Below are 18,919 nucleotides of genomic sequence, written 5' to 3'. Positions count from 1 at the left end.
ATAATGAGATAAATAATATTGCAATATACTCCCCTACTTTGTAAAATGAAAATATTAATTTATGTAAGGAAAAGTATAAAATGGTTAATTTTAAAGAAGATGAACAGTTAAATATTCTTAATCATTCATGTGCACATCTTATGGCGCATGCGATTAAGCATTTATATCCACATGCAAAATTCTGGGTAGGTCCGGTAGTTGCCGAAGGTTTTTATTATGATGTAGATCTCGGTGACGACGTAATACGTGACGAAGATATTACGGCAATAGAGAAGGAAATGAAAAAAATTGCCAAAACCGGCAAGAAGATTTACAGACGGGAACTCACAAAGGAAGAAGCTCTCGAAATGTTTGCAGGCGACGAATATAAACTCGAACTTATCAATAATTTTGAAGACGGTACCGTTATTTCATGTTATGAACAGGGTGACTTTATAGATTTATGCCGCGGACCTCACGTTGATAACGTTAAGATGTGCCGCAATTTTAAACTTATCAAATACTCCGGAGCATATTGGAAAGGGGACAGTAACAACAAGGTTCTTCAGAGAATTTACGGTGTGTGTTTCCCTACAGCCGAGGAATTAGAGGAACATTTAAAACTCCTTGAAGAAGCAAAAGAGAGAGATCACAGAAAAATCGGCAAGGATATGCAGCTCTTCATGACAGACGATCTTGTGGGAAGAGGTTTACCTATGTTTCTTCCTAAGGGTTATGTTATTTGGCAGGAGTTGGAAAAATATATTAAAGATAAAGAAAGAAAACTCGGCTATCAGCATGTTCTTACCCCTTGCATAGGTACAATCAATCTCTATAAGACTTCGGGTCACTGGGATCACTACAAAGAGAATATGTTCCCGGCAATGGATGTTGAAGGCGAACAGCTTGTTCTCCGTCCGATGAACTGCCCTCACCATATGATGATTTATGCCAACAGAAATCACTCGTACAAGGATCTTCCTTTAAGAATCGGAGAAATAGCTCACGATTTTCGTTTTGAAGCAAGCGGAACTCTTAAAGGAATAGAAAGAGGAAGACATTTCTGCCAAAACGATGCACACCTCTTCGTAACTCCCGAACAGATCAAAAGTGAATTCTCAAAGGTTGTCGATCTGATATTTGAAGCATATAAGGACTTTAATATTACGGATTATCGCTGCATTCTTTCACTCAGAGATCCGGAAGACAAAGAAAAGTATCACGATGACGACGCCATGTGGAACGCTGCAGAGAGTGCTCTCCGCGAAGTTCTTAACGATCTCGGCATCGAATATACGGAAGAAATAGGCGAAGCCGCATTTTACGGACCAAAGCTTGATGTTAATGTTAAGCCTGCCGTTGGTAACGAATATACTCTTTCCACATGTCAGTTGGACTTCTGTCTTCCTTCGAAATTCAACCTGACATATATCGACAGCAACAATGAAAAGAAAACGCCTGTCGTTCTTCACAGAGCAATTCTCGGTTCTCTTGACCGATTTATGGCTTATCTTCTTGAGGAAACAAAGGGCAATCTCCCTACATGGCTTGCTCCGGAACAGGTTAGAATTCTCCCTGTAAAAACCGACGATGAGAAACTTTCGGCTTATGCCGAAGAGGTTTACAATAAATTGTTCGAAAAGGATGTAAGAGTTGAGCTTGATACCAGATCTGAAAAGTTGGGATACAAGATGAGAGAAGGTCAAATGCAAAAAGTGCCTTATCTTCTTGTCCTCGGCGCAAATGAAGCAAATGACCGTACCGTATCATTCCGTCTTCACGGTGAAGAAAATACTACCGTAATGCCTCTTGACGAATTTGTTGAAAAAATAAAGAATCAAATTGATTCAAAATCAATCGAAAAAATCTGATTTTAAATTGATTTTAAATTAATTTTAAATATGATAATCCGGTTTTAAATTATATGAATCGGATAATAAAACAGGATATCTGAGACTTCCGGAGCACTCCGAAAGTTCAGATATCCTGTTTTTATGATGGTTATAATTTGGTTTGGATTTATTATTTGTAAAACTGTATTATTTTGTTTTAATTATATGTTTGTAGTATTTTATTATTTTGTTTGGAGTTATTGTCAGTAAACTTTATTATTTTGTTTGGATTATATGTTTACGGTATTTTGTTATTGGTTTTGATTTATTGTTTGTAATATTTTATTTTTTCAACATCAACGGAATTAAACCTGAAACAATTGAATATGTCTGAGTCGGAAAGGCAAAGATCATCTGACTTAATTCCGAACCTGATATTCTTTTTTGTATGATGAAAGTAAGAAAATCAATCATCATCGCGCCTTCCGCTCCGTATACCGCCGCTCCCGCAAGATAACCTTCTTTATCGAAAATATATGTGATTTCAGCTTCGGTTTCACGATTATTTACCCATGAATTAACAGCTCCGAAAGGAACAACTTCGACTCTGTACTGTTCAGGATTCTTTTCAGCCGTTTCCACGCTTACTCCGACCTGAGCAATCCTCGGAAGTGTAAATACAAGATTAGGAATAACCGGATAATTAATAGGATTATTGTTAATACCGAGAATCTGTGCGGCTATATAATTGGATTCAAATTCAGCCGTAGGAGTAAGGTTAGGAATATTCTTATCAACCACATCTCCGCTTGCAAAAATATTAGGTACCGAAGTACGCATATATTCATCCGTTTTAATGCCTTTGGAGGAATATTCTATTCCGAGCTTTTCTAGACCGAGATTTTCCACATTTGCCACTCTTCCGGTCGCATGTAATACATAATCCGTTTCTATGGACTTGCCGCCGTCGGTATTTACAATATATGAATCTCCGTTCTTCTCAACAGATGCAACATTTTCATTAAAGATAAATTCAGCACCCTGATTCTTCATCTTTTCAATAATATTGTTAACGTATTTTCCCGGATATACGCGTAAAGGTCTGTCAGAACGATGAATTATTGTTACATTTTTTCCGAGAGCAAGAGCCATGGAAGCAAATTCCATTGAAATAATTCCGGCACCCACTATAACCATTCTCTCAGGCATAACGTCCAAATCCAGAAAATCTTTGCTGTCATGTGTAAATTCGCTTCCGGGAGCTTTCATTTCCGCGTCTCTCGAGCCGGACCCGATAACGATATACTCAGCCGTATATGTTTCATTTCCCACCTTTATGGTATGTTCATCTATAAGTTCGGCATGTCCGTTTAACAGATTCACTCCGAATTTTGTAAAAATTTGACCGAGTAAAGGGGAAAATGCTCCTATTGTCTGCTTTTTGTATGCCATAAGCTTTGTCCAATCAATACCGGGAGTTTCAACGCCGAGGTCAGAATATCTCATAAGACCTTCCTGGTATTCAAAAGGACCGTCAAGAATAATTTTCGCATCACAACCGTAATTTGTACAAGTTCCGCCATTTTTATCCTGTTCCGCAATCGCTGTTTTTTTGCCCGCTCTGGCCAAAAAAAGTGCTCCGTGATTACAAGCATGACCGCTTCCTATAAAAATAACGTCATAATCATACATAATATGTTCCTTCTTTCTTTTTTTATTTGTCAAAATTATATTGTGTAAAATATAACTATGTTATATCACTTGAATTATATTTTGTCAAATAGAAAAAAACAGGTTTATTACATAAATTTGTAAAAACCTGTTCACTGTCAGTCGGATATGTGTTCCGTCAGCTTATCATATATTTCCTTGGCAACCGCAAGTTTATACATATATCTTGAATTCTGTACCGGAATCTCCGCAACGTATGCAAAAATATCCGACCTTACGGCAATCGCAAAATATACCTTCCCCGGTTCTGAAAAATCCGCATTTTCGGGATCAACATTCCCCATTGTTCCCGTAACGCCGATTCCTATGTCCGCGTCATATTTTTTTCTGCAGCACTCCGCCATTGCAGAAGCCGTTTCTTTTGAATAGACGGAATATTTATCTATAGTCTGCGGTGAGACTCCGTCTTTAATTTTTGCTTCATTACAATATGTAATCATGGCTCCCTTAAATACGGCCGACGCTCCCTCGGTATCCGTTATCAAAGAAGCAATCTGTCCGGACGTTGCGCTTTCCATTTTGGTAATATGAATACCTTTGGAAATAAGAAGTTTTGTAAGTTTATTGTAATCCGATCTTATTTCCGATTCGTTATAAATACGGCTCATTATATACTCCGAATTATCTGTTATCTACCTTTTCAGGATACATGTCATGTTCAATCAAACGCTTATATGCAACTTCTTCCCACTTTGTTCCGAGCTTTCCGTAATTACAATACGGATCGATGGAAAGACCTCCTCTCGGAGTGAATTTACCCCAAACTTCAATATATTTCGGATCCATTAATTTAATAAGATCTTTCATGATTTTATTGACGCAGTCTTCATGAAAATCACCGTGATTTCTGAAACTGAAAAGATACAGCTTAAGAGATTTACTCTCAACCATTTTTACATCAGGAACATAGGAAATATAAATGGTTGCAAAATCAGGCTGTCCCGTAATTGGGCAAAGACTTGTAAACTCGGGACAGTTAAACTTTACGAAATAATCATTTTCCTGATGCTTGTTTTCAAATGTTTCTAAAATTTCCGGTGCATAATCATCCGGATACTTTGTTGCTTTATTTCCCAACAGTGTTAAATCTGACATAATAAACTCTCTTTCCTGAATATTATTTTAAAATTATATTGTTGTGTTTCCGTAATAAAAAATCAGTCTGAGGATAACAGCGGATCCTTTACTCCGTTTTCTTCAAACGCCTTTGCTCTGTCAATACAGGTTCCGCATTCGCCGCAAGGCACTTCTCCCCCCTCATAACAGCTCCATGTAAGTTCGTACGGTACGCCGAGCTCAAGACCTTCTCTTACGATATCCGCCTTTGTCATATTTACGAAGGGCGCTTCAACTCTTAATTCCTTACCGCTTCCTATGTATATTGCGGCATTTATTGCATCATTAAACTCTTTTGAACAATCCGGGTATGCCGCTCCCGCCGCATCATCACTGTGCGCTCCGTAGCAAATCAAACTGCATCCCTTGGAAATTGCTATGCTTGCGGCCGATGATAAAAATAAGCCGTTTCTGAAAGGCACGTATGTTGAAACAAGTTCCCCTTCCGTCTCAGCCAGCTGTTCTCCGTAAGATTCCTTTGGAATTTCCCTGTCTGAATGGGAAAGCAGGGAGCTGTCACTGAATTGAAATATTTTAGTCAGGTCAAGCTGCAGCCATTCCACATTATAGTAGTCCGTTACAGCCTTTGCACTTGCGATTTCCTTATCATGTTTTTGTCCGTAATAAACGGAGAGCGCAACAACATTTTCGTTTCCGACTCTTTTAACTTCTCTTGCAAGACAGGTTGTGCTGTCCAATCCTCCGCTTACCAAAACCAATACTTTCTCCGACATTTTTTATCCTTTCAATCTCATCCACAGAACCGCATCAGTCTCGAATCTGCCGCGTAATGTTGTAGTATATGTTGAAGCGACGGTATTCTTTATGCCTCTGGCCGTCATACAACTGTGCTTTGCATCAATAAGTACGGCTACATCTTCGGAATCCGTCACCATTTGCATAATATCGGCAATATCAGTACCGATACGCTCTTGAAGCTGAAGTCTTTTTGCAACCATCTCCGCTATTCTCGCTATCTTACTTAAACCTATCACCTTACCGTTCGGCACATATGCAACGGTAATTTTCATATCGTACATAAGGGCCAAATGGTGTTCACAATAACTAAACACTTCAATATCGCGAACAACAACCATATCTCCGGATGATTTACCGCTGTTTAAATTCTCTTCAAATGTTACTCCGAACATTTCCGCAATTTCCTCATTTGTATAGAGCATTCCTTCAAATACTTCTTCATACATTTTGGCAACCCTTGACGGAGTATCCTTTAACCCTTCTCTTTCGGGATCATCCCCGAGAGCGATGAGAATTCCTTTGATGTGTTCTTCTATCGCGGCGGTATCTATTTTTTTATTACTTTTACCTTCTGTCATTACACACCTCTTTCTTCCGGATCCCATATAAACTTATGCAACTGTAACTGCAGCCTTACGTCGTTCATTTTATGTTTCACCATATAATCAACCATAAATGCAGGTTCGATACGTCCGAACACCGGACTTAAAAATACATTGCACTTACGGACAAGTGAATATTTGTCAATAATACTTCTTGCAGCATCCAGGTCCGACTCATCGGAACAGACAAACTTCACCGTATCTCCCGTTGAGAGATAATTATAATTATCAGTATCCGCATCTGAGGAAACCCCGCTCCCCGGGAGCTTATAATCTAATGTAAAGCATAAATTATCGGATCGAACATCCCATTTTTTTATTGACCTTGTTCCGTTAGTCTCAATTTCTATACGACAATCCGTCTCATCCGTTAATCTGTCAATAAGTATGTCTATATCTCTTTGTATAAGCGGTTCTCCTCCGGTCAATGTAACATTTTTTACATTACTCATTTTTACCCGCTCAATGATTTCGTCAGCCGTCATTTCAGTATAAGGAGCATCGTCCTTATTGGCCCATTCGGTGTCGCAATAATTACAATTCAGATTACATCCCTGAAATCTGATAAATAATGCCAACGCCCCGCTTTTTGCTCCCTCTCCGTTAATACTTACAAATGTTTCGACTACTTTATATATACTTTCCATGTTACGCCTCATATCTTGCACAGTTATTAGGCGTTTCATACACTTCGGCAGCCCGTATGTTATATCCCTTATTTTTTATTTCATCATAAAAATACTTTGCAAAATTCTCTGCCGTAGGTCTGAAATCTATTGTGATAATTCTGAACCCCTCATCTGATAAGCATTCAAATGTTTGCGGCTTAAGAGTGTCTTTTTCTATAATAAGAGAATGGTCAAGATTGTCGGCTAAGGCTTTGAGAGCAGCCTTTATGTCGGTAAAATCCACTACCATTCCGTCATCAAGACTATCTCCTGCGATTTCAATTACAACTCTCCATCTGTGTCCGTGAATATTTTTGCACTTGCCGTTGTACCTTGAAAGAAAATGCGCCGAATCAAAGGCGGCTTCCGTTTTAACGATATACATATGTGAACTCCTAAAATGTGTTAAACCTGTTAAATGTATTACAAAACAAAAAGGATGTCTTTACAGACATCCTTTTATAACAAAACAGAACTTCATCTTATGTAATAAGATGAAGTGTAGCCCTGGTTTTGTTTTCAGACAGGATGGTGCAAACGAACTGTCCTATTTTTTCAAATGATAACATAATGGGCGTTTGTCAGTCAAATCTTGCGTATATCCCTTTATTAAGTTTTGTTTTATATTTAATAAAAAATAAAACTCACGACATGTCGTGAGTTTTTAATGTATTTACTGAATTAATATGTAAAATAAAAAGTGCGTCGCACCTCGAAATAAGCTCCCTTGACGCGTTCAAAAGCAATTAACTCAGCTCAGGCACCCTTCCGGCACACGAAAGATTCCGCTTAATGCTGCTTCATTCCTGACCTGACATGATTCACGGATTTCCGTTGCGGAAGACCAAAGCCTCAACGCAATCACTTTCGTGCCTTCAAAAAAACTTATCCCTCAGATTGACATCACCCCTGCTATAGCGGATTCCACAGGTACAGGGCGCCGCTACTGCCCCGGCTGCACTTCTTTCAATTATATTGATTATTTAACATTTGTCAATTAAAATTATACGGTATTTTGATTATAAAATTATTGTACTTATATTTTGCTTATATTATCATTGTACGAGTGTATATTATTGTTTGTATTATAAAAGGAGATAAATGCTTATGATTAAGATAGTAGCCGAATGGTTCGTAAAACCTGAATCAAGAGACAAGTTTCTTGAACTGTGTGAGGAGATTATAGAAGGCACTCGCGCTGAGGCCGGCAATATCAGCTATGCACTCCATGAAAATATTTCAGACCGTAACCATTTAACATTTATTGAAGAATGGAAGGATCAGGACGCAATTGATTTTCACAATAATTCCGAACATTTTGTAAAAATTGTTCCGCAATTAAAGGATTTGTGTTCCGATGAGCCGAGAATCATTCTTTATACCGTAAATATGTAAAGAAGGCAAAAACATGAACAAGAAAGTTTTAATCGCAATGAGCGGAGGTGTTGACTCAAGCGTTACCGCACTGCTTATTAAAAATAAGGGATACGACTGCATGGGAGCAACCATGAATCTGTTTCAAAACGAAGATATCGGAATACCGATGAATAAAACATGTTGTTCCATTGAGGACATTAATGACGCAAGAAGCGTTGCAAACAGAATAGGTATAGACTATCGCGTTTTTAATTTGCAGGAAAAATTTAAAGAAAAAGTAATTGAGCCTTTCATTAAATCTTACGAAGACGGTGCAACTCCTAACCCATGTATCGATTGCAACAGATATCTTAAATTCGGCAGACTTTTGGAAAGAGCCGAAGACATGAATTATGATTATGTGGCTACCGGACATTATGCCGTAATAGAATATAATGAAGAAACCGGCAGATATAATCTGAGAAAATCAAAAGATCTTAAGAAAGATCAGACATATGTTTTATATAATTTAACTCAGGACATGCTTGCACATGCTCTTTTTCCGCTTGGATCTCTTACAAAAGAAGAGGTTCGTGCCATCGCGGAAGAAAACGGATTTATAAATGCGAAAAAAGCCGAGAGTATGGACATCTGTTTTGTAAAGGGAACGGATTATGCTTCGTTTATTGAAAATTATACCGAAAAACATTACCCGGAAGGTGATTTTATTGACATGCAGGGCAATGTAATAGGTAAACACAAGGGTATTATTCGATATACAATAGGTCAGAGAAAAGGTCTCGGTGTATCCTTCGGCAAGCCTATGTTTGTATATTCCAAAAACGCAAAGGATAATACCGTTACACTTGCATCGGATGATGAACTTATGTCGAGAGAACTGTTTGCGGACAATATTAATCTGATTCCTTTTGAAAGATTGGATAAACCGATGAAGGTAAAAGCCCGTGCCAGATATAACATGAAAGAGCAGCCTGCCGTGGTTGAACAGCTTGAAGACGATCTTATCAAAGTCACGTTTGATGAACCTCAAAGAGCATTTGCAAAGGGACAGGCAGTCGTACTATACGACGGCGATTATGTTGTCGGAGGCGGAACCATAATATAAAATAAAACCTTCTGCAGCAGTGCGTAAAGTTGATTACACACCGTTACGGAAGGTTTTTATGTTAAATATTAACTTTGAAATTTTCAGTGTTTTAGTCAGAAAATCAGAAAATTATCAATTACGGTATAACCGTTCATTTATTTTGTTCAATATTTTCAATTTCACTTAATACAACCACATCCCCGTCTTGAAGTATAACATCTCCGTTAGGGATTATTACATCGCTGTTTCTCTTGATGATAACAATTCTTTTTTCACTTTCAAGATGTCTGCCTATATCTGCTATCGTACGACCGGAATAATCGTCATTTTTATGTATCTCTATCTCAGATAATTCTATACCTTTCACCTTTTCAAATGTTTTTGCACTCAGAATTACTTTATCATTACATTCAAATGTTGTATCTCCCCTCGGAATAATATTTTCACCGTCACGCTTAATCAGCACCACCACTGTTTCCGGAGGAAGCGTAATGTCTTTAAGTGTATGACCGATCCACTCATGTCCCTCAGGTACGGAAAATTGAATAAATTGAACCGGCGACTCTTCCATATAATCGGTAAAGGTTCTTGCAATACTGTTTTCATCATCAAGCATGTTTAATTTTTTAGATACAAACGGCAACAATGTTCCCTGTAACAACATGGAAAATAATACGACCAAAAAAACAATATGGAACACGTCGTTTTGTAATGTAACCATGAGGATTGCCGATATTGCAAAAACTATGGATGACGCTCCTCGAAGCCCCGACCAAGATACAAGTATCATTTGGTTAAATTTCGCTTTAAAAGGCGACATTATGGCAAATACACTCACCGGTCTTGATATAAATGTTAAAAAAACTGCGATTAATATTGCCGGAATCCATACATTTACAAACGAAGAAGGATTTGAAAGCATTCCCAGCAGGAAGAATATAAGAATTTGCATAAATGCGGTAACGCCGTCAAAGAAATTCATAACATCCGCCGTTCCCTTGAGTTTTGCGTTACCCATAATTATACCGACTATATATACACTCAGATAACCGTTTCCTCCTACCGCAACAGGCACTCCGTACGCAAGCATTGCAAACGCCAGGAAAAACATCATTCTGAATCCCGCGCCGGTATTCGGATTCATTCTTTTGGCTATAAATACCCCTACAACCGCAATTCCGACGCCTATACCCAATCCGTATACAATCTGGGCAAATATCATATACGATATGGATCCGGCACTTGCCGAACCTTGAAGAACCGATATGAATATTGCGGTCATTGTATATGCGATAGGGTCGTTACTTCCGCTTTCAAGTTCCAATATGGAAGCCGTATTATACTTTAAACTCAGACTTCTTGACCTTAAAATCGAAAACACGGTGGCAGCATCCGTTGAAGAAAGCACCGCTCCGATAAGCATACTTTCGGCTATCGGCATATGCAGTGCCAAAAAGCAGAATAACCCGGTAATTACACCTGTTGAAACTACTCCCAATGTAGATAATAAAACAGACGGAACCGCGGTTTTTCTTGCTTCTTTCCAGTTTGTTCCGAAACCGCCGAAAAACATGATAAAGATCAATGCCAAAGAACATACCGTTTCAGCGCTGTCAAACGCAAAATCAAAATCTTTTATCAGTCCGCTCATTCCCAGAAACATTCCGAATAATATGAATGCCAGTACAGCCGGTATTCCTATCTTAGTACTTATTTTATTCATGGAAATACTTACGAGAAGTATCAGCGCAATACCGATAAGATAAAAAACCATTCATTATTCCTCCGACTTTTATTACCATTAACTATATTTGATAAGTTAATATAAAACAAGTGTAAAATTTATATAAATCCACGTTTCCCGGTCATAAAAATCTGATTGTTCATTATATTCTCTATTGTCTGTTTTCTTATATTTCAATCGCCTTGCAAGCTGATTTACATTAATTAACATAAGACAATTAAATAAAAATTGTATATAATATTCATTAATATCATATAAAAAGAAAGGAATATTATGAGTACATCTTACAAAGATACTTCCAAAAAGAAAATTTTCACACCGAAAAGAATTGTGATTCTTATTGTATTCTTAGCCGGTGTATCTATTTTGATTGCATGGGCGATAATACGATTTAATCCAAGTATTTACAGAAGTCTGTTTCTTGCTTCATCCAAAGACACTCCCGAATCTTTGGATCCAGACAAGGCAGACACAACGCCCGTATCACATTCGGATACCGATAATTCTGATTTTAATGCTTATACAAACGAATTATTGAATCTGCTGGTAACTTCCGACATGAATACTTATAACTCAAGTATGGAACATCCGGAGCGTTACGGCGTCGAACCGGGTAAATACAGCCTTAATCCGAATAATCAGGCTGATACAAATGCGGCTTATCTTACATCATTTACGGATTTGAAAAAACAACTTGCGACATTTGATTATTCATCACTTAGTTTTAAACAACAAAAGGCATATGACGAAATTCGTCTCTGTCTGGACAGTTATATAACAAAGTTTACTTATCCCGATTTATCGGAACATAAATATTCAGGATCATTGTCATCACAACCGAACGGTAAGGAATATTATGAGCAGCTTTTAGAGAACTCCATCGGTGCCGGAAAAACTGTTGATGAGTATTACAAAATGAATAACGCATATCTGGAACAGTTTTTTAAAGGTCTGGATTCCACAAGCAGCGGAGATCAAAAAAAGTATAAATCATATTCCACGGACGGTGACCCAAATGAAATATTAAATAAGCTGAAAGAGGTGTCCAAAGAACATTTCCCTGCAGTACAAGATGCGCAATATACTATTGAATATTCGGAAGACGAAGGAAAATACTTTGTTGATGCAGCGAGATATATTATCCCTCCTCTTGATGACATTAACAAAAGTAAGATTATATTGAATAAAAATGCAGTCAATTATTCCAGAGATTTATTTACTATACTTGCGCATGAGGGATATCCGGGACATATGTATCAGGTTTCTTATTTATCGGACAAAATAAATAAAGGTGAAGAAGATCCGGTACGATATTTTACAATGAATAACGGTTATACAGAGGGATTTGCTTCGTATGCCGAATATCTTTCATATTCATACAACGACTCTGTTGAGTCCGGAGTAAGCGATGTGGCCAAGTACTATAACTTCGGTTATAACGCGATTTATGCAAAAATTGATATAGAAGCAAATTATTACGGTAAATCTATTGATGAACTCAGAAGCTTTCTTTCCGGTTACGGAATAAGAGACAGCAAAGTTCAGGATGATTTGTATAACGATGTAACAACTAACCCCGGTTCACGTGTAATATACGCGGTCGGACTTGAAGAAGTTTTTGAAATGCAAAGAAAAGCAAAAGATATTGCCGGCGATAATTATTCCGACGATAAATTCAACAGATTAATAACCGAGCTCGGTCCGATGGGATTTAAAGATATTGAGAAAAGATTATATATGATAAATAATTTTTAATAAAAAAAAACCGGCACTGACGTGCCGGTTTTTTTTTATTCCGGTATAAATACCGTATATATAAAATTATATTTAATTATCAAACCGAGAATTAATTACCGATTACCATGTGTAATCTTCCGTATCAGCCTTGCCTCTGCCTGTAAGAGCATCCATCATCATTCTCTGCTCGATCTGAGCAACTGTCTTCTTTGTAGATACAACTGCATCAGGATTAACAGAAATTGAATCGATACCGCTCTTAACAAGGAATTCGCAAAGTTCAGGGTATACGCTTGGAGCCTGTCCGCAAATAGAAACCGTCTTTCCGTCTCTGTGAGCCACGTCAATAAGATGACGAATTGCACGTTTAACAGCCAAATTACGCTCATCGTAAATATGCTGTACGGTTTCGTTATCACGATCCGCACCGAGAACAAGCATCGTAAGGTCGTTAGAGCCGATTGAATATCCGTCAACAAACTTGTTGAACTGGTCCGCAAGAATGATATTGGAAGGAATTTCAGCCATAAGCCAAATCTTAAAGTCTGCGCTTCTTACAAGACCTTCTTCAGCCATAATACCGGTAACTATCTCTGCTTCGTGAACCGTACGGCAGAAAGGAATCATAACCATAAGGTTCTTAAAGCCGAATTCCTCACGTACCTTCTTGATAGCCTTAAGCTCAAGCTTAAAAGCAGGAAGATACTTAGGATCATAGTAACGGGAAGCTCCTCTCCAACCGAGAAGTGCACTTGGTTCATGAGGCTCATATTTGTCTCCGCCCGTTAAATCACGATACTCGCTTGATTTGAAGTCTGAAAGACGAAGAACAACCTGACGTGGCGCAAGAGCCTGACATACCTTTCTCATACCGTCTGCAAGCTTATTAACCGCTTCTTCGGAACGGCCTGTCTCAATAAGATGAAGCGGATGCTCATGTATAAATGTTGTCCAGATAAATTCTTCACGCATAAGTCCGATTCCGTCACATGGAAGCTGACCGTGCTTCTCTGCTAAATCAGGATTACCGAGATTCATATATACCTTTGTACCTGTTACCGGAACAGATTCGGCAACAGCCGTCACTGCTGCAGGAGCTTCAGCCTTTTTAACGATACTGTCAACAATACCGTCGTATGCAACACCGTTAGTAGCATCAACCGTAATATCCATACCGTCTTTGATAACCTCGGTAGCGGCCTGTGAACGGCTTCTTGTACCTACGATACAAGGAATACCGAGCTCACGGCCTACTATTGCAGCATGACATGTCATACCGCCGGCATCCGTAATAATGGCCTTTGCCTTCTTCATGGCAGGAACCCAGTCGGGAGCAGTCATTGTTGTAACAAGAATCTCGCCTTCTTTGAATTCATCGATAAGTGAAGGATCGAGAATAACATGTGCCTTACCTGCGGCCTTTCCAGGAGAAGCAGGAAGTCCCTGAACGATAGGATCAAGATCGATATCAGAAGCTTCTTCGGAAACTGCGGTTGATTCACCGTTCTTTTTCTTCTGTGACCAAACTGTTTCCGGACGAGCCTGGAGAAGCCATACCTTGTTATCTCTCTCGTCAACGCCCCATTCCATATCCATATAACAACCGTAATGCTTTTCGATTGCCTTTGCATATGTAGCTAATTCCTTTACCTGCTCATCCGTAATGGCCTGAGCTTTTCTTTCTTCGGCAGGAACAACTTCTTCAACAACATCGCCTTCAGGCTTTCTGATCAACTTAATAGGCTTGTCATTTATTATTCTCTTTTTAATCTCAAGAGTATTCTTATCTACGGTAAAGTTGTCAGGTGTAACTGTACCCTGTACAACATACTCTCCGAGTCCGTATGAAGCTTCAATAATAATCGAATCATCGCTGCCCGATACGAGATCAACCGTAAACATAACGCCTGCAGCCTTTGAGAATACCATCATCTGAACAGTTGCGGAAAGAGCAACCGTCATATGGTCATATCCCTGTTTCTCACGATAATATGTAGCTCTGTCTGTAAATGTTGAAGCATAGCACTCCTTAATCTTCTGGATAACAACATCCGCACCCTTAACATTAAGGTATGTATCCTGCTGACCGGCAAAACTTGCATCCGGAAGGTCTTCTGCCGTAGCACTTGAACGAACAGCAACAAAAGGATCTTTGTCATTCATCTTTTCACCGAGTTCCTCATAAGCAACACGGATAGCTTCGGCAAGGTCCTCAGGCATTTCCTGCTCGCAAATCATCTCTCTGATGTTAGCTGTTACTTCACGAAGAAGAGCTGAATCCTCTACATCCGTAAGTTTGGCAAGTTCCTCACGGATACGTGGCTCAAGACCTGTTGTCTCCATAAAGTGACGGTAACCGTGTGCCGTAGTTGCAAAGCCATAAGGTACCGGAACCTTTGTAGCAGATGTAAGTTCACCGAGTGACGATGATTTACCGCCGACAAGGTCTACATCTTCTCTTCTTAATTCATCAAACCAAAGTACATATGCTTCTTCGCGATTCATACTTTTCATTTCCTCCTAAAAAGCAAATATTGCATTACAAAAATATATAATAATAAAACTAAAACATTGAAAAACACATAAAAATGCTGTAATCCATGATTGTTTTGATACTATAGCAAAATAGGGCTAATGTCAATTGAACAAGTATATATACATACTTTTTTATGACATTTATCTAAAATGCAAACTACGGATAATCACCTTAATTGTTGCACTTCCGATATGCTTTCTGTACCGATTACATAAAAATGTATCGGAAAATATACATTTTGAGCAGCACTGTAAGCCGGGTTATGTCTCGGATAATCATCTATCTTTCTCAGTGCGTCGCCGCACCGCTTAACGCGATCTACCTAAAGCACGACGGGCAATCGTATAGCTTATGTTCTGATCTTGCTTCGGACGGGGTTTGCATTGACCATTACTGTTACCAATAATGCGGTAGTCTCTTACACTGCCATTCCACCATCACCTTAAAGGCTGTTTATTTTCTATTGCACTTTCCTTAGAGTCGCCTCCACCAGACGTTATCTGGCGTCCTGCCCTGTGAAGCCCGGACTTTCCTCTGCAATGCAGCGATTATCCATGCTACTCAAATTATTTTCGGATTAATCAGTGAATTCTCTTGCAAATATCGTGAATTTCATAAGTACTCCGAGCAAAAGAGCCACAAATACATCACTGAAATGATGTACTCCGGTCATTACTCTTGAGGCGGCTATTAAAAACGCAGCCACCCACAGGAGCATACCTCCCACCGGATAATAATATGATACGGATGCCGCAATTAAGGCTGCGGAAAAAGTATGGAGACTCGGCATTGACTTTCCCTTCTTTTTCCTGTTTACAAGCGGCTTGTAATTATATTTTTCATAAGGTCTTTTTTGATTAATGAATTCTCTTGCCACGGCCACCGAGGTAAACGCCACGGCAGGAATGCCTACCGTATAAGTAAGAGATTCCTTTCCGTAATGTCTGTATGCATTCAATACGGATATGGCATATGATGAACCTACCATAAGCGGAAGCGTCAGATCCATTGCTTTGATTGCTTTTTTATATTTAGGCTTATGAGATATGGCATTCACAATTCTGTCATAATATTTTTCAAAAAAATTGTCGGAAATCCTTATCAAAACATGCCTCTTTCACAAATTATAAAACCGGATTCGGTTTAATGCATAATATAATTAATTTTTCGTATTCTGTAATTGTATAAATATTTTCATCTATTATCAAGTTCTTTTATTATATCTTCCCACGTAACGCCTTTTAACTCCATAAGCACCATAACATGGTATAAAAAATCGGCTATTTCGTACTTAATTTCTTCCGGGTTTGGATTTTTTGCGGCTATTATTATTTCCGTCGCTTCCTCACCGCATTTCTTGAGTATTTTGTCGATTCCCTTATCAAACAGATAGTTTGTGTATGAACCCTCTTTAGGATTATTTTTTCTGTCCCTTATCGTATCCATTATTTTGTTGAATACTTTAAGAGGATTAGTGCTCATATCCCTGCTTTCAAGTACATCTCTGTAAAAACAGCTGTAATTATTGGTATGACATGCGGCACCTATCTGTTTTACTTTTGCAAGAAGCGTATCCTGATCGCAATCTACTTTTAATTCTTTTACAAACTGGAAATGTCCGCTGGTTTCACCCTTTATCCAAAGTGATTTTCGGCTTCTGCTGTAATATGTCATTTTCCCCGAGCTGCATGTTTTTTCGTAGGCTTCTCTGTTCATATATGCCATCATGAGGACTTCATCAGTTTTATAATCCTGAACTATTACGGGAATAAGGCCGTTTTGATCTAACTTAAAGTCATCAAACGTAAAGTTTGGAATTGACGAATTGACATCGATTCCCATTCTCGAAAGTTCTTCTTTTTTTTCGTAGAAATCAAAGTGTTCATCAGCCAAGAAGCTTCCGGTAACTCCGTAAATCAACTCAGAGGTCATTATGGAAGCCATCTCTTTTTCGTCATCTACTGAAATCACTTCTCTTTTTACATTGTCTTTATCTGAAACAAGAATGGAATTTTCGTTGTCTATTGCAATTTTTTCATCACCGAATCGCTCAATTGAGGAAATGAGCAAATCATCCCCGTTTAATTTATCAAAACTGTTTTCTTTAACAATTGCTTTTGCAGCTCCGGCATACAGATATTTCTTTACATCTTCAAGTCTGTTAACCGCTCCCCCGACATAAAGAGGTATATCGATACTTCGCGTAATATCTCTTATGCAATATATGAATCTTTCGTGGGCTTCGTCTGTGTTTGCACTGCAAAATAACATAACTGCGTCAGCGCCGTTTTGTTCAAACATTTCGCAAACAGTGATAAGTTCTCCCGGCATTTCATCAGTTCTGTCTTTGTCTCTGTATATTTTAAATGAGATATCCCCTTTAATCTCTGATACATTAATATACAGACATGGAATTATTTTTTTTATCAATTTAATCTCCTTACCGCTTCCCTGAGATCTATTTTATTCTCATATATGGCTTTACCTATTATCGAACCGTCAATACCGCTGTCGTTTAGTCTGATAAGATCGTCAAGACACGACACTCCTCCGGATGCGATTACCGTCATTTCCGTTTTATTTTTCAGATTAAGCGTCTGCTCAACATTAGGACCGCTTAACATTCCGTCTCTCGATATATCGGTGTAAATAACGGTCCTAACGCCTCTTCTCTTCATGTCAAGCGCCAAATCCACACTTGTAACATTACTTACGGTATCCCAGCCGTGAATTGCAACCATTCCGTCCTTTGCATCTATACCAACAACTGTTTTTTCAGGGCCGAAGGTTTCAACCGCCTCCGTGACAAATTCGGGGTCGGATACGGCAATGGTGCCGAGTATAACTCTTGATATTCCTAAATTAACCGCGGCTTCTATTGAATCTTTATTCCTTATTCCTCCGCCCAGCTCACACGGTATGTTTACTGATGATGTAATTTTTTTAATAACATCGGCATTTACGGAATGCCCTGCAAGGGCTCCGTCCAAGTCCACCAAATGTATCATCTGCGCTCCGGCATTTTCAAATTCTTTCGCAATTTCCCAGGGCTTATCTGAATATACGGTTTTTTCATCAAAATTGCCCTTTCTCAGTCTTACGCATTTACCGTCTTTTAAATCAATGGCAGGTAATAAAATCATATATATTCTCCTTTAAATGGTACCCTTGGTCGATAATACATCCGTTATTCTCGGATTTACGGAAACCGCTTCCATAAGAGACTTCGCAAATGATTTATAGCATGCCTCAACCGTATGATGGTCGTTTATTCCGTGTATTTTTTTAATATGCAGGTTCATCTTTGCGTTATAAGTTACGGCATAGAAGAACTCTCTTGTCATTTGAGTGTCGTATTCGCCGATCATCGGAGCCGTATAATCGCAGTCGAAGACAAGATAAGGTCTTCCGGATAAATCAACCGCCGTAAGCACCAACGCCTCATCCATCGGAAGTATGCATGAACCGTATCTTTTTATTCCCTTTTTATCTCCCAAAGCTTTTTCAATTGCCATACCGAGCACAATTCCCGTGTCTTCAATTGTATGATGACAATCCACGTTTAAGTCACCTCTTACTTTTACATTAAGATCGAATAATCCGTGTTTTGCAAAACTTAAAAGCATATGATCGAAAAATCCGATTCCCGTACTTACCTCTCCCTTGCCTGTTCCGTCAAGATTAACGGTTATCTCTATATCGGTTTCATTCGTTTTTCTTTGTATAGTCGCTGTTCTGTAATTATCCATAG

17 protein-coding genes and 2 other RNA genes are annotated in these 18,919 nt (G+C 38.7%); 4 read left to right on the top strand and 15 right to left on the bottom strand.

Going from position 1 to position 18,919, the window contains the following annotated elements; translation table 11 throughout:
- Window positions 1–80 precede the first annotated feature (80 nt).
- A complete protein-coding gene (gene thrS, locus ACYQ1N_RS02885; protein ID WP_459832527.1) occupies window positions 81–1,850 on the top strand; it encodes a threonine--tRNA ligase in 1,770 nt (589 codons plus the stop codon).
- Between the two features lie 303 nt (window positions 1,851–2,153).
- Here thrS and ACYQ1N_RS02880 read toward each other — a convergent pair whose 3' ends face one another.
- The 8 genes from ACYQ1N_RS02880 to ffs all read right to left on the bottom strand — a co-directional run bounded on the left by ACYQ1N_RS02880 (window position 2,154) and on the right by ffs (window position 7,650).
- A complete protein-coding gene (locus tag ACYQ1N_RS02880) occupies window positions 2,154–3,503 on the bottom strand; it encodes a dihydrolipoyl dehydrogenase family protein (RefSeq protein ID WP_459832525.1) in 1,350 nt (449 codons plus the stop codon).
- A 137-nt stretch (window positions 3,504–3,640) separates the two neighbouring features.
- On the bottom strand, window positions 3,641–4,150 hold the full coding sequence (locus ACYQ1N_RS02875) for a CinA family protein (protein ID WP_459832523.1): 510 nt from the start codon (window positions 4,148–4,150) through the stop codon (window positions 3,641–3,643).
- A 13-nt stretch (window positions 4,151–4,163) separates the two neighbouring features.
- Window positions 4,164–4,637, bottom strand: a complete 474-nt coding sequence (queF, locus tag ACYQ1N_RS02870) for a preQ(1) synthase (protein ID WP_459832521.1) — start codon at window positions 4,635–4,637, stop codon at window positions 4,164–4,166.
- Window positions 4,638–4,699: 62 nt separating this feature from the next.
- Complete coding sequence (gene queC, locus ACYQ1N_RS02865; protein ID WP_459832519.1) at window positions 4,700–5,392, bottom strand: 7-cyano-7-deazaguanine synthase QueC; 693 nt, start codon at window positions 5,390–5,392, stop codon at window positions 4,700–4,702.
- A 3-nt stretch (window positions 5,393–5,395) separates the two neighbouring features.
- Entirely contained in the window at window positions 5,396–5,995 is a 600-nt protein-coding gene (folE, locus tag ACYQ1N_RS02860; protein ID WP_459832517.1) for a GTP cyclohydrolase I FolE, read from the bottom strand.
- Complete coding sequence (gene queE / locus ACYQ1N_RS02855) at window positions 5,995–6,666, bottom strand: putative 7-carboxy-7-deazaguanine synthase QueE (protein ID WP_459832515.1); 672 nt, start codon at window positions 6,664–6,666, stop codon at window positions 5,995–5,997. The genes folE and queE overlap by 1 nt, the downstream gene beginning before the upstream one ends.
- A 1-nt stretch (window position 6,667) precedes the next feature.
- On the bottom strand, window positions 6,668–7,072 hold the full coding sequence (queD, locus tag ACYQ1N_RS02850) for a 6-carboxytetrahydropterin synthase QueD (protein ID WP_459832512.1): 405 nt from the start codon (window positions 7,070–7,072) through the stop codon (window positions 6,668–6,670).
- 313 nt (window positions 7,073–7,385) lie between these two features.
- Window positions 7,386–7,650, bottom strand: an RNA gene (ffs, locus tag ACYQ1N_RS02845) — signal recognition particle sRNA large type.
- A gap of 144 nt (window positions 7,651–7,794) precedes the next feature.
- On the opposite strand from ffs, the gene ACYQ1N_RS02840 reads away from it, so the two are divergent.
- Both ACYQ1N_RS02840 and mnmA read left to right on the top strand, forming a co-directional pair.
- Window positions 7,795–8,082, top strand: a complete 288-nt coding sequence (locus ACYQ1N_RS02840; RefSeq protein WP_459832509.1) for a putative quinol monooxygenase — start codon at window positions 7,795–7,797, stop codon at window positions 8,080–8,082.
- A gap of 13 nt (window positions 8,083–8,095) precedes the next feature.
- A complete protein-coding gene (gene mnmA / locus ACYQ1N_RS02835) occupies window positions 8,096–9,169 on the top strand; it encodes a tRNA 2-thiouridine(34) synthase MnmA (protein WP_459832507.1) in 1,074 nt (357 codons plus the stop codon).
- A 133-nt stretch (window positions 9,170–9,302) separates the two neighbouring features.
- Here mnmA and ACYQ1N_RS02830 read toward each other — a convergent pair whose 3' ends face one another.
- Window positions 9,303–10,925 carry a potassium/proton antiporter gene (locus ACYQ1N_RS02830; RefSeq protein WP_459832504.1) on the bottom strand — a complete coding sequence of 541 codons (1,623 nt, stop codon included), beginning with the start codon at window positions 10,923–10,925 and terminating at the stop codon, window positions 9,303–9,305.
- A gap of 243 nt (window positions 10,926–11,168) precedes the next feature.
- Between ACYQ1N_RS02830 and ACYQ1N_RS02825 the strand changes: the two genes are divergently transcribed.
- Window positions 11,169–12,650, top strand: a complete 1,482-nt coding sequence (locus ACYQ1N_RS02825; protein ID WP_459832502.1) for a DUF885 family protein — start codon at window positions 11,169–11,171, stop codon at window positions 12,648–12,650.
- A gap of 102 nt (window positions 12,651–12,752) precedes the next feature.
- Here ACYQ1N_RS02825 and ppsA read toward each other — a convergent pair whose 3' ends face one another.
- The 6 genes from ppsA to hisB form a co-directional block, all read right to left on the bottom strand.
- A complete protein-coding gene (gene ppsA / locus ACYQ1N_RS02820; protein WP_459832499.1) occupies window positions 12,753–15,137 on the bottom strand; it encodes a phosphoenolpyruvate synthase in 2,385 nt (794 codons plus the stop codon).
- Between the two features lie 266 nt (window positions 15,138–15,403).
- Window positions 15,404–15,732, bottom strand: an RNA gene (gene rnpB, locus ACYQ1N_RS02815) — RNase P RNA component class A.
- Between the two features lie 13 nt (window positions 15,733–15,745).
- A complete protein-coding gene (locus ACYQ1N_RS02810) occupies window positions 15,746–16,273 on the bottom strand; it encodes a phosphatase PAP2 family protein (RefSeq protein WP_459832497.1) in 528 nt (175 codons plus the stop codon).
- 89 nt (window positions 16,274–16,362) lie between these two features.
- A complete protein-coding gene (gene hisIE, locus ACYQ1N_RS02805; RefSeq protein WP_459832494.1) occupies window positions 16,363–17,598 on the bottom strand; it encodes a bifunctional phosphoribosyl-AMP cyclohydrolase/phosphoribosyl-ATP diphosphatase HisIE in 1,236 nt (411 codons plus the stop codon).
- Window positions 17,595–18,311 carry a 1-(5-phosphoribosyl)-5-[(5-phosphoribosylamino)methylideneamino]imidazole-4-carboxamide isomerase gene (hisA, locus tag ACYQ1N_RS02800; protein ID WP_459832492.1) on the bottom strand — a complete coding sequence of 239 codons (717 nt, stop codon included), beginning with the start codon at window positions 18,309–18,311 and terminating at the stop codon, window positions 17,595–17,597. Before hisA ends, hisIE begins: the two co-directional genes overlap by 4 nt.
- A gap of 12 nt (window positions 18,312–18,323) precedes the next feature.
- Window positions 18,324–18,917, bottom strand: coding sequence for an imidazoleglycerol-phosphate dehydratase HisB (gene hisB, locus ACYQ1N_RS02795; RefSeq protein ID WP_459832489.1), 594 nt, complete (start codon window positions 18,915–18,917; stop codon window positions 18,324–18,326).
- Window positions 18,918–18,919: the final 2 nt, after the last annotated feature.

The sequence above is a fragment of the Howardella ureilytica genome, assembly GCF_054657495.1.
The sequence above is the reverse complement of the archived record's forward strand: the minus strand, read 5'-3'. Positions and strand labels throughout refer to the sequence as shown.